The 11,963-nt window shown below is 51.2% G+C and carries 9 protein-coding genes and 1 pseudogene; 6 read left to right on the top strand and 4 right to left on the bottom strand.

What is annotated here, in order from left to right; genetic code table 11:
* Positions 1 to 208: 208 nt before the first annotated feature.
* Together AC1DUO_RS09400 and AC1DUO_RS09405 are read left to right on the top strand one after the other, a co-directional pair.
* Positions 209 to 733 (top strand): annotated as a pseudogene (locus AC1DUO_RS09400) (porin); the annotation flags it as partial.
* A gap of 211 nt (positions 734 to 944) precedes the next feature.
* Positions 945 to 1,430, top strand: coding sequence for an RrF2 family transcriptional regulator (locus AC1DUO_RS09405; RefSeq protein ID WP_013577760.1), 486 nt, complete (start codon positions 945 to 947; stop codon positions 1,428 to 1,430).
* Positions 1,431 to 1,533: 103 nt separating this feature from the next.
* On the opposite strand, the gene AC1DUO_RS09410 is transcribed toward AC1DUO_RS09405, so the two are convergent.
* Together AC1DUO_RS09410 and AC1DUO_RS09415 are read right to left on the bottom strand one after the other, a co-directional pair.
* A complete protein-coding gene (locus tag AC1DUO_RS09410; protein ID WP_013577759.1) occupies positions 1,534 to 4,686 on the bottom strand; it encodes an efflux RND transporter permease subunit in 3,153 nt (1,050 codons plus the stop codon).
* Positions 4,687 to 4,702: 16 nt separating this feature from the next.
* A complete protein-coding gene (locus AC1DUO_RS09415; RefSeq protein WP_238321260.1) occupies positions 4,703 to 5,839 on the bottom strand; it encodes an efflux RND transporter periplasmic adaptor subunit in 1,137 nt (378 codons plus the stop codon).
* A 443-nt stretch (positions 5,840 to 6,282) separates the two neighbouring features.
* Between AC1DUO_RS09415 and AC1DUO_RS09420 the strand changes: the two genes are divergently transcribed.
* The 3 genes from AC1DUO_RS09420 (at position 6,283) to AC1DUO_RS09430 (ending at position 8,504) form a co-directional block, all read left to right on the top strand.
* Positions 6,283 to 6,639: a helix-turn-helix domain-containing protein gene (locus AC1DUO_RS09420; RefSeq protein ID WP_013577757.1), complete on the top strand. Its 357-nt coding sequence runs from the start codon at positions 6,283 to 6,285 to the stop codon at positions 6,637 to 6,639.
* Between the two features lie 396 nt (positions 6,640 to 7,035).
* Positions 7,036 to 7,797, top strand: a complete 762-nt coding sequence (gene kduD, locus AC1DUO_RS09425; RefSeq protein WP_013577755.1) for a 2-dehydro-3-deoxy-D-gluconate 5-dehydrogenase KduD — start codon at positions 7,036 to 7,038, stop codon at positions 7,795 to 7,797.
* A gap of 68 nt (positions 7,798 to 7,865) precedes the next feature.
* Positions 7,866 to 8,504 (top strand): RpiB/LacA/LacB family sugar-phosphate isomerase, encoded by a 639-nt coding sequence (locus AC1DUO_RS09430; protein WP_013577754.1) that lies wholly within the window; start codon positions 7,866 to 7,868, stop codon positions 8,502 to 8,504.
* A 68-nt stretch (positions 8,505 to 8,572) separates the two neighbouring features.
* On the opposite strand, the gene AC1DUO_RS09435 is transcribed toward AC1DUO_RS09430, so the two are convergent.
* Complete coding sequence (locus AC1DUO_RS09435) at positions 8,573 to 8,893, bottom strand: cupin domain-containing protein (protein WP_013577753.1); 321 nt, start codon at positions 8,891 to 8,893, stop codon at positions 8,573 to 8,575.
* Between the two features lie 3 nt (positions 8,894 to 8,896).
* Entirely contained in the window at positions 8,897 to 10,078 is a 1,182-nt protein-coding gene (locus AC1DUO_RS09440) for an oligogalacturonate lyase family protein (RefSeq protein WP_013577752.1), read from the bottom strand.
* A gap of 292 nt (positions 10,079 to 10,370) precedes the next feature.
* On the opposite strand from AC1DUO_RS09440, the gene proP reads away from it, so the two are divergent.
* On the top strand, positions 10,371 to 11,873 hold the full coding sequence (gene proP / locus AC1DUO_RS09445; protein WP_013577751.1) for a glycine betaine/L-proline transporter ProP: 1,503 nt from the start codon (positions 10,371 to 10,373) through the stop codon (positions 11,871 to 11,873).
* Positions 11,874 to 11,963: the final 90 nt, after the last annotated feature.

Raw genomic sequence — 11,963 nt, forward strand, 5'->3', positions numbered from 1 at the left:
GACTATCAGTCGGTAGGTATTCATGGCCTTGGCAGGCTGGCTGATCTTTTGCCAGCTAAAATTAGGATAGTAGATAATTGAGAAAAATCTCTTCTGCAAAACTAATCTAAATTTCAGCTATTTCGGGATGTTAGAAAGGGACGTTTAACATTCAAGAAACCCTTAAAAAACCATAAATTCATATACTAATCAATGTAGTAAGTTAGCCTCGCGGGCATACGACTTCGGTATGGGTATCACTGTGGGTGCCGCGTATGCATCATCTGACCGTACAAACGATCAGACGACTTCTGCAGGTGAGAATTTTGCAGGAGGGGATAAAGCTGATGTCTGGACTGTGGGTACAAAATATGACGCAAACAATGTCTATCTCGCTACGATGTATTCCGAAACGCGTAATATGACAATGTTTGGTGAGAGTGGTGTTGCAAACAAAACGCAGAACTTCGAAGTAACCGCACAATATCAGTTTGATTTTGGATTACGTCCTGAAGTGTCTTACCTGCAATCTAAAGGTAAGGATTTGACTGCAGACGGCAGTAATACTTCTGATAACAACGATAAAGATTTGGTTAAATATGTTTCTGTTGGTGCGAGTTATTACTTCAACAAAAATATGTCCACCTACGTTGATTACAAAATTAACCTGCTGGACAACGATGATAATTTCTACGAAACCAACAAAATCTCTACCGATGATATCGTGGGTGTAGGCTTACAATATCAGTTCTAATCTCCGAAACTTCTCATAAAAGAATCTGAGTACCAAAACCCATCTCCGGATGGGTTTTTTTGTGCCTTAAATCGTGGCTTTCTGTGCGTTTAAGAGGTGTCTGCCTTCAATAATGCAACAGTGTTTGTTATATTATTGACCAGATCACGTATAGGGGATTTCCTCTGTGATACGGTGCTTCACCTAAGACTTGGTTTCTCAGGACAATGACATGTTAGATTATCGCTTTCCGACAGCTATGCAGATGGTGTTTTGTATCGCTCAGTCCCAAAAGGCTGGCCAGCGCTGCACCAGTGCGATTTTAGCAACGGGTCTGGAAGCCAACTCCAGTTTTATCCGCAAACTGATGGTGCCACTGACTCAGCATGGCATTATCGTCTCCACACTTGGTCGCACCGGCTCGATTACACTTGGCCGTCCGGCGGAAGAAATCACACTTCGTGATATTTATTGCGCGGTGATTGAAGATAAACGTCTGTGGGCAGCGCGCCCGGACGTGCCCGCCCGCTGTGTGGTCAGCGCCAATGCCTGCACCTATTTCAAAAACATTGTCAGCGAAGCCGAAGAAGCGTCGTTTCAGGTGTTAGCCCGTCATACCGTTGCGGATGCCCTGGCTGAGTTTGAACGCGGTGGCAAATACAAATGTACCAAAGATTTAGCGGCGCAAAACCCAGAAGATTCGCTCTGTTTGAAATAGAGCGCTGATACGCAAGACGCTGCGCACCGCTCTTAATAAAGCATATAAAAAAAAGCCGGGAGATCATTCTCCCGGCTTTTTGCATTCTGTTGATCTTAACGGTTTACACAGTTTGCGTTTCTAAAACGACTTTCTTACGCGTCACCAGCTTGCGAAGTGCGACGTAGAAAACAGGCGTCAGGAACAACCCGAACAACGTCACACCCAGCATACCGGAGAATACGGTAATACCGGTGACACCGCGCACTTCCGCACCCGCGCCRTGCCCCAGAATCAACGGGATAGTCCCGGCGATAAACGCAATCGAGGTCATGACGATAGGGCGCAGACGCAGACGGCATGCCTCAAGCGCAGATTCGATAATCCCTTTACCTTGCAATTCAAGCTCGCGGGCGAACTCAACAATCAGAATCGCGTTCTTACATGCCAGTCCCATCAGCACCACCAGTCCGACCTGTACAAACACGTTATTGTCGCCACCGGTCAGCCACACGCCAAACAGGGCCGATAGCATGGTCATTGGCACAATCAGGATTACCGCCAGCGGCAGCGTCCAGCTCTCATACAGGGCGGCCAGCACCAGAAACGCCAGTAACACGGACATCGGGAACACAATCAGTGCAGCATTGCCTTGTGTGGATTGCTGATAGCTCAGGTCGGTCCATTCGATATTCATGCCGTTCGGTAACAGGTTTTTCGACATTGCAGTCAGCTCGGTCATTGCCTGCGTCGAAGAAAGCACGCGGGGATCAGCGTCACCGATTAAATCTGCTGCCGGATAGCCGTTATAGCGGATCACCGGATCGGGACCGTAAGTGGTGGTGATATTCAGCATACTGCCGATTGGCACCATTTCACCTTTATCGTTACGGGTACGCAGATTGGCAATGTCTTCCACGGTGTCACGGAACTGGCCATCGGCCTGTGCCATTACTTTCCAGGTACGTCCGAACCGGTTGAAATCATTGATATAGGACGAGCCGAGATACACCTGCAGCGTACTGAACAGTTCGTCCAGCGATACGCCCTGCGCCTTGGCTTTATCACGGTCAATATGCGCGTCCAACTGCGGCACGTTAGCCTGATATGAAGAAATCGGATACCCCATTCCCGGCGTTTGCATGATAGCGCCGGACATGGTGTTAATCGCGGTTTGCAATGCACCGTAACCCAGCCCTGCACGATCCTGTATATACAGAGAATAACCTGATCCCTGACCCAATCCGAGGATCGGCGGCGGCATAATGGAGAAGGCGAACCCTTCCTGGATCTGCGAAATCTTGGCGTTGATTTCCGCATTAATCTCCGCCGCTGTACGGGTACGTTCGCTCAGTGGTTTCAACGCGAAGAACACCGTACCGGTATTCGGCGTATTGGTGAACTGCAAAGCGTTCAACCCGGGGAACGCCACCGCATCAATTACGCCATCAGTACTTAACCCCATTGCGCTGATTTTGCGGATCACCGCATCAGTGCGGGATAAGGACGCGCCTTCCGGCATTTTCACGCCCGCGATCAGATACAGTTTATCCTGCGTCGGGATAAAGCCCCCCGGCACGGCTTTGAACATAAAGGCCGCCGCACACAACAGCAGAATGTAAACCACAAATACCGCGCCACGACGCCCAAGTGTTTTAGACACTGCATTCTGATAACGGTGTGAACTGGCATTAAAGAACCGGTTGAACGGTCGGAAAATCCAGCCGAACAGGCGGTCGATAAGCCGCGACGGCATGTCTTTCGGTGCACCGTGCGATTTAAGCAGCAATGCCGCAAGAGCAGGGGACAACGTCAGTGAGTTGATGGCCGAGATCACGGTTGAAATGGCGATGGTCACCGCAAACTGCTTGTAGAACTGACCGGTCACGCCCGACAAAAACGCCATCGGCACGAACACCGCACACAGCACCAGCGCGATAGCCACTATCGGCCCTGAAACTTCCCGCATCGCCTGGTGCGCAGCGTCCCTTGGCGCGAGTCCCTCCTCGATGTTTCGCTCGACGTTTTCCACCACCACAATGGCATCATCGACCACTATCCCTATCGCCAGCACCAGCCCGAACAGACTGAGTGTATTAAGCGAAAATCCGAGCAAATACAGAATGCTGAATGTCCCGATCACAGATATCGGTACCGCCAGCAAAGGAATGATCGACGCGCGCCAGGTTTGCAGGAACAGAATAACCACCAGTACGACCAGCACGACGGCTTCCAGCAATGTGTGAACCACCGCACTGATGGAATCACGGACAAACACCGTCGGGTCGTACGGCGCACGCCAGGTCATGCCTTCCGGGAACCGGGTTGCCAGTTCATCCATTTTGGCTCGCACCGCGTCTGACAAATCGATCGCATTCGCGCCAGGCGACTGGAAGATACCGATCCCGACTGCATCTTTATTATTAAGTTGCGCGCGCAGGGCATAACTGCCGGACCCCATTTCGATACGCGCCACATCACGAAGACGGACAATTTCGCCATTATCACCGCTTTTCAGGATGATTTTGCCGAACTCATCTTCATCTTTCAGACGACCCTGCGCATTGATGGAAAGCAGATAATCACTGTCTTTCGGCATCGGTTCTGCGCCCAGCTGACCGGCAGACACCTGTACGTTCTGTTCCTGCATTGCCTTCACAATGTCAGAAGCCGTCAGACCCCGCGCCGCGACTTTGTTCGGATCCAGCCACACGCGCATGGCATATTCGCCTGCACCGAAAATCTGGATCTGCCCGACACCCGGCAAACGTGCCAGCTCGTCTTTCACCTTCAGCGTGGCGTAGTTGCTCAGATACAGCGAATCATATTTACCCGAAGGTGACACCAGATGCACCACCAGCGTCAACGTTGGCGATTGTTTCTGCGTGGTCACGCCCTGACGGCGGACATCTTCCGGCAGACGGGCTTCGGCCTGGGCCACACGGTTTTGCACCTGAACCTGTGCCTGATCCGGATCGGTTCCCGGACGGAAAGTGACTGTCGTCACCAGCACACCATCAGAACCGGCCACGGATTTCATGTACACCATGTTTTCAACACCGTTGATCGCTTCTTCCAGCGGCGTCGCCACGGTTTCAGCAATCACTTTCGGGTTAGCACCCGGATATTCAGCGCGAACCTGCACGCTTGGCGGTACCACGTTCGGGTATTCGCTGACCGGCAGCAGGGGAATGGCAATCGCCCCGGTGACTAAAATCAGAATCGACAAGACGGCCGCAAAAATCGGCCTGTCGATGAAAAAGCGGGAAAAGTCCATGAGTCAGGATTCTCTTTTATTGAACGGCAGGAGCGGTTGGCGTGACAGTATTAGCCGCCATGCTGACGGTTTTGGCATTGACCGGCATGCCCGGCATGAACACTTTTTGTACGCCATCGATGATGACGCGATCGCCTGCTTCAAGGCCTTTCTGCACGATGCGTAAGCCGCCGTATATGCGGCCAATTTCAACATCACGTCGCTGCGCCTTGCCATCTTTATCCACCACATAAACGAATTTACGATCCTGATCGGTAAGGATGGCTTTATCGTCCACCAGCAGGGCGTTGAACTGTGCGCTGCCTGGCATTTGAACGCGGGCAAACAATCCCGGCGTAAATGTGCGGTCGCGGTTATCCAGCAGAGCACGCATGCGGATCGTGCCTGTGCCGGAGTTCAGCTGATTGTCAGTAAAATCGACGACGCCCTGATGCGGGTAGCCGTTTTCACCCACCAGCCCGACATGAACCGGTAAGCGACTTTGCGGGCTGTCATTGAATTTCCCTTCGCGGGCCTGCGCCTGATAGCGCAGGAACGTCCCTTCATCGACATCGAAATACACGTAGACCGTGTCGAGTGACACCACCGTGGTCAGTACACTGGCACTGTCGCCCGCTGTTACCAGATTGCCGGTCGTGATCATCGCACGGCTGGCGCGACCATCAATCGGGGAGATGACACGGGTGAAATCAAGATTCAACTGTGCCATGTCCAGCTGTGCCTGAGCTGCCAGCACATCTGACTGTGCCTGCGAAGCGGCCGAACGACGTTGCTCCGCAGCTTCTTTCGACACAGCCAGCGAACCGATCAGCGCTTCCGTACGGGCGGATTCACTTCTCGCCAGACTGGCCTGATTGCGCGCTCGCACCAGTTCAGCCTGCGCCTGTTCCTGCGCGGCGCGGTAAGTGCGGTCGTCGATGGTGAACAACACCTGACCCTTTTTCACTTCCTGACCTTCCTGATAATTCACTTTATCGATATAGCCGGACACGCGGGGGCGCAACTGAACACTTTGTACCGCTTCCACACGTCCGTTAAACGCATCCCACTGGCTGATTGGTTTGATTAACACATCTGCCGCGCTGACTTGCGGAGCAGGTGGTGCAGCATTTTGCGCCACGCTGTTGTCACACCCGGCGAGCAGGGCAACCATCAGCGCAACCCCTGAAAGGCGCAACGTCAAAGGCGTACCGCCGGAGCGGCCGCGTACAACAACCTGTGATTTTTGCAGGTTCATCATTATTTTTATTTCCAGTGAGTAAGTACTGCCAGGCAATACACCGGCCTGTCCGCCGGGTAACGTCCTTTGCCTGATCTGACTTTTTTGGGACTTGCGCCGTTCATCAGCACAATAATGTATCAAATACTGATACAATTGATTCGAGGGGATTGTAGGGATGCGCTTACTAAAGTGCAAGAATTACTGTTACACTTTCTGTGCTATTTTACAGAACGTTTACTTCGGGAAAGAGACTATCCGGTAACGGCCAATTAAATGCAATAGTAAAACTTGCATTTAATCGAAAACTGGGTCAACGTATTAAAAGACGAGTCGCCCTCGGGGGGCGCAAACAAAAAAGAAGCAGGAGACTTGCCATGAGAACCGAGGATTTCATTCACGACCTGATCGAGTGGATCGATCACAATCTGGAAGAACGTCTGGATATTAAAACTGTTGCCAAACGGGCAGGGTATTCCCGCTGGTATCTGCAGCGTATGTTTAAAGAGCACACCGGCTTGCCGATGGGTGAATACATTCGTGAGAAAAAACTGAAGAAATCTGCCGATATGCTGGCCAGTAGTGGCGAACCTATTGTCAGCGTTGCGATTTCTCTGGGCTTCGACTCACAGCAATCTTTCACCCGCAGTTTCAAACGCCAGTTTGGTCAGACTCCGGGCGACTGGCGTCGTGGTCTGAATCTGGCAACGGAATGTCAGGGCTGCCTGCACTAACGGTTGCCTCTGCTTAAGCTCTCCGCTTACCTGGTGAGCGTGTACCGCTGGCCCGGCTTCCCTGCCGGGCAGTGAATTTTTCTCTCCCTCATAAACTTCCCTTTCCTCTCCAGAATTCCTCCGGATGATTAATTTCATCAGGCGCTTTGCTGCGCATTTTTCCTGTTTATAGCGTTCAGTTTCTGGCATTTGCACGACCCCCTGCGTCAGGACGTGATCAACCCAACAAAAAACGACATCAAAGTTCACATAAATTGAAATGACGTTTCAATTTCTTGAGTTGCGGGAGTTTTATCGCTAAACTCCTTTTATCATTTCGGCGCCGGGCACAGCCCGACAACCAATAATCCTGCGGAAAAGCGTATTCGCCTCCGTTTTATGCATAAAGGAACCATCATGATTCTGGATAATTTCTCGCTTCAGGGAAAAGTCGCGGTAGTGACCGGTTGCGATACCGGTTTAGGTCAGGGTATGGCAATCGGCCTCGCCGAAGCCGGTTGTGACATTGTTGGGATCAACATTGTCGAGCCCACAGAAACTATCGAACGCGTTGGCGCAACAGGCCGCCGTTTCCTGAGCCTGACGGCTGATCTGAGCGACACGAAAGTCATTCCGGCACTGCTCGAACGCGCTGTCGCAGAAATGGGACATCTGGATATTCTGGTCAATAACGCCGGGATCATCCGCCGTGAAGATGCCATCGAGTTCAGCGAAAAGAATTGGGATGATGTGATGAATCTGAACATCAAATCCGTGTTCTTCATGTCACAGGCTGTCGCGAAGCAATTTATTGCTCAGGGCACCGGCGGCAAAATCATTAATATCGCGTCGATGCTTTCCTATCAGGGCGGTATCCGCGTGCCTTCTTATACCGCATCGAAAAGCGCCGTCATGGGTGTGACTCGTCTGCTGGCCAATGAATGGGCGAAACACAACATCAACGTGAACGCGATTGCACCGGGTTATATGGCGACCAACAACACTCAGCAACTTCGTGCCGATGAAGCACGCAGCGAAGAGATTCTGGGGCGTATTCCTGCTGGCCGCTGGGGCTTGCCATCTGATCTGATGGGGCCGGTTGTGTTCCTGTCTTCACCGGCTTCCGACTATATCAATGGCTACACGATTGCCGTTGACGGCGGCTGGCTGGCGCGTTAATCACGCTAATTACTGACAAATATTCACCGACAGCAGCGGATCACACCGCTGCCCAAAGAGGAAATCTCATGAAAATTGCATTGATGATGGAAAACAGTCAGGCCGCTAAAAACGCGATCATCCTGAAAGAACTCAACGCCGTGGCATCGGAAAAAGAGTATCCGGTCTACAACGTGGGCATGTCTGACGAACAGGATCACCACCTGACATACATCCATCTGGGCATCATGGCCAGTATTCTGCTCAATTCTAAAGCTGTGGATTTTGTCGTTGCAGGCTGCGGCACCGGTCAGGGCGCACTGATGTCTCTGAACATTCACCCGGGCGTTAACTGCGGTTATTGCATTGATCCGGCGGATGCCTTCCTGTTCGCGCAAATCAACAACGGCAACGCCTTATCACTGCCATTCGCTAAAGGCTTCGGCTGGGGCGCTGAGCTGAACGTGCGTTTCATCTTTGAAAAGGCCTTTACCGGTGTGAAAGGAGAAGGCTATCCGGCTGACCGCAAAGAACCTCAGGTGCGCAACGCCGGTATTCTGAATCAGGTGAAAGCCGCAGTGGTAAAAGAAAACTATCTGGATACGCTGCGTGCTATCGATCCTGAACTGGTAAAAACCGCTGTCACCGGCGAACGTTTCCAGAAATGTTTCTTTGAAAACTGCCAGAACAAAGAGATCGAAACCTTTGTGCGTGAAATCCTCGCATAAGATTTTGTTTTCTGTGGGGTCAAAAAAACCGGTGCTCATGGCACCGGTTTTTTTATGATCAGAAAGAATTATAAAAAATCTTGTCGTTGCGGCGTGAACGTGTCGAGCAACACACCTTTTTCCAGACAGACGCAGCCGTGCATGATGTACGGTTTTTTATACAGCGTATCGCCTGCGCTTACTTCACGGGTTTCTTCACCGATCGTGAATTTAAAGCGACCGGACAACACATATGTCAGCTGTTCATGCACGTGGTTATGCATCGGTCCAATGGCGCCTTCTTCAAAATACACTTCAACGGCCATCATGGTGCCGTCATGCGCCAGAACGCGACGGCTCACACCGTCACCCAGATCCTGTAAGGGAATATCTTTTTTAAACGTAAACATCGGTTAGTCCTTGCGTAATGAACTGAGGAGGGCATCCGGGATTTCCGCCAGATACAGTGCCGGTAAGCCTTCGTAATCGGTGGTGAAAAGCACGTGACGGTCATCGGGCGAGAAAGATGGGTGCGGATGCGTCACCTGCCGGTCGCCATCAAGCACTTGCCATGAACTGTTATGCGCGGCCAGAGGAGCATGCTGACGGGTTTTGGCATCGAAAATATACAACCACGGATCGTTTTCAATCGTATGGCTGGCAGTATCTTTCACATCTACCGGCGTACCGGAACCGTCACCGACCAGCAGCGTACCATTCTCGTTGCTCATCAGATGCGAACAGGCCGGCATAGTCATCAGACAGACATCTTCACCAGTTTGCGGATCGAACCGGCGGATGTGGCGGTCATGCTGGCCTTTCAGATAAGACACATACATCAGCGCAGAACCGTCCGGTACCCAGAATTCATGTGTGCAGCTTTCGCCTGGCGCATGCTCTTTCACTTTACGCACATTGCTGCCGTCTTCATTCACCAGCCACATGCGTGCATCAACCAGATCGTGAGGGCCTTCGTGGCAGAAAGCGACGGTGTTGTCATCAAACGGGCGATAAATCGGGTGTCCGAGCCATTCGTTTTTCTCGTGGATCACACGGGATTTCCCGCTGAGTAAATCGACGCGCAACAGACGGCAGTGCGGATTGCTGTGATAAAACGCCTGGAAGATTTTCCAGTCTGACAGGGGCGTCCAGTCCTCACGACTGATCTCGATACCCACCAGACGGGTGCATTCGCTGTTGGCCACCCAGGTGCCGTAGCCAACCCATTCTTCCGGCACCTGATACACGGTGTGCTCACTAAAATCAGCCAGTTTTACGCGCTGCAGGCTACGTTCATTTTTGACGTAGTAAAGATACTGATCGTCCGGAGAGAGGAAACCGCCAAAAGTATTATCGCCTTTGCCTTCCGTCAGTTGCACCGCATTCTGTGTTTTCAAATCCAGCAGGTAATAGTTGCGGTTGCCGTCAAACTCACCGGCAAACAACAGTTTATTGCCATCACGGGTAAAGCATTTTTGATAGAAATAATTGCGATGACACAACACATCGGGCGGCGTTAAACGGGTTACCCGCGCACCGGTCTGAGGGTCCTGAACGGTATGGAAATTAAATTGAATCTGAGAACCTTTTGCCATGATTCACCCCACAAGTAGTTTGAAATCAGCCGGTGTTCTGGCTTCCCTTTCATTAATTAAAATGCAGTTTCATTAATTTGAAAACACATTACCACTTAGTGAGATAAAACGGCGTCGGGTGAAAACAAAAGTGCAAAGCTGATCACAAAACGGTTGGCTTTTGCCACAGCGTAAAACCATCCTATAATGATATAGCTTACTCAAATGCTATTGATACTCTGGATGATTAAAGAGTACGAACAAAATATCTCACGCTTACACGGTGGAGTATTTTAGAAAAGGGATGTAAAAGATGAGATTAAGAAAAAAACGTGTGAAACCTATGCAAATCAATGACATTACTATCATTGACGACACCAAACTGAAAAAAGCCATTACCGCCGCAGCACTGGGCAATGCGATGGAATGGTTTGATTTCGGTGTGTATGGATTTGTGGCCTTTGCTTTAGGGCAGGTGTTTTTCCCGGGTGCAGACCCGGGTATTCAAATGATTGCCGCCCTGGCAACCTTTTCCGTACCGTTCCTTGTCAGGCCTCTGGGCGGCCTGTTCTTCGGTGCGCTTGGCGACAAATTTGGTCGCCAGAAAGTCCTTTCCGTCACCATCATCATCATGTCCGTCAGCACCTTCTGTATCGGGCTGATACCCGGTTATAACTCCATCGGTATCTGGGCGCCCATTTTGCTGTTACTGGCAAAATTAGCGCAGGGTTTCTCGGTGGGTGGCGAATATACCGGTGCAGCGATTTTCGTTGCGGAATATTCTCCTGACAGGAAACGCGGCTTCCTCGGTAGCTGGCTGGATTTCGGTTCCATCGCCGGTTTTATTCTCGGTGCGGGCGTCGTGGTATTGATTTCCAGCATTGTGGGTGAGGCGAACTTCCTCGAATGGGGCTGGCGTATTCCGTTCTTCATCGCTGCGCCGCTGGGCCTGATCGGTATTTATCTGCGTCATGCGCTGGAAGAAACCCCGACATTCCAGCAGCACGTGGATAAAATCGACAGTGATGCACGCAAAGACATCGCTGAACCGCCAAGAGTCTCGTTCCGTGAAATCCTGACCAAGCAATGGCGGCCTCTGATTATCTGTGTCGGCATGGTGATTGCCACAAACGTCACCTACTACATGCTGCTGACCTACATGCCGAGCTATCTGTCCCACAGCCTGCATTACTCTGAAGATCACGGTGTGCTGATCATCATCGCCATCATGGTCGGTATGCTGTTTGTACAGCCATTCATGGGGATGCTGAGCGACCGCTTTGGCCGTAAGCCTTTCGTGATCATCGGCAGCATCGGCCTGTTCATTCTGGCTATCCCGTGCTTCATTCTGATTAACAGTGATGTGATAGGCCTGATYTTCTTAGGTCTGCTGATCCTCGCGGTGCTACTGAACTGCTTCATCGGTGTGATGGCGTCAACGTTACCGGCAATGTTCCCGACGCATATCCGTTACAGCGCGCTGGCGATTGCTTTCAACATTTCAGTACTGATTGCGGGTCTGACGCCCACGATCGCGGCGTGGCTGGTAGAAACAACCAATAACCTGTACATGCCCGCGTATTACCTGATGGTGGTGGCGATGATTGGTCTGGTGACCGGTATCTTTATGAAAGAAACCGCCAACCGTCCGCTGAAAGGCGCCACACCGGCGGCCTCAGACCGTGCGGAAGCGCGTGAAATCCTCCAGGAACATCACGATAACATCGAACAGAAAATTGAAGATATTGATGCGCAGATTGTTGAACTTGAAGCAAAAAGAAAAAATCTGATTGCTCAGCATCCTGATATCAACTGATTCCGTTTTCCAACATGCCCATAGCCGGTCACTTTGCTGACCGGCTTTTTTTTGCCTTTTACCGCATTTTTTTCGTTCCTGCTCCATACT

It is taken from the genome of Rahnella sp. P4_A8, assembly GCF_056402435.1.

Coding starts and splice junctions, on each gene's coding strand:
- AC1DUO_RS09405 (WP_013577760.1), top strand. CDS start 945: ATGTTAGATTATCGCTTTCCGACAGCTATGCAGATGGTGTTTTGTATC.
- AC1DUO_RS09440 (WP_013577752.1), bottom strand. CDS start 10,078: ATGGCAAAAGGTTCTCAGATTCAATTTAATTTCCATACCGTTCAGGAC.
- AC1DUO_RS09415 (WP_238321260.1), bottom strand. CDS start 5,839: ATGGTTGCCCTGCTCGCCGGGTGTGACAACAGCGTGGCGCAAAATGCT.
- AC1DUO_RS09420 (WP_013577757.1), top strand. CDS start 6,283: ATGAGAACCGAGGATTTCATTCACGACCTGATCGAGTGGATCGATCAC.
- kduD (WP_013577755.1), top strand. CDS start 7,036: ATGATTCTGGATAATTTCTCGCTTCAGGGAAAAGTCGCGGTAGTGACC.
- AC1DUO_RS09430 (WP_013577754.1), top strand. CDS start 7,866: ATGAAAATTGCATTGATGATGGAAAACAGTCAGGCCGCTAAAAACGCG.
- AC1DUO_RS09435 (WP_013577753.1), bottom strand. CDS start 8,893: ATGTTTACGTTTAAAAAAGATATTCCCTTACAGGATCTGGGTGACGGT.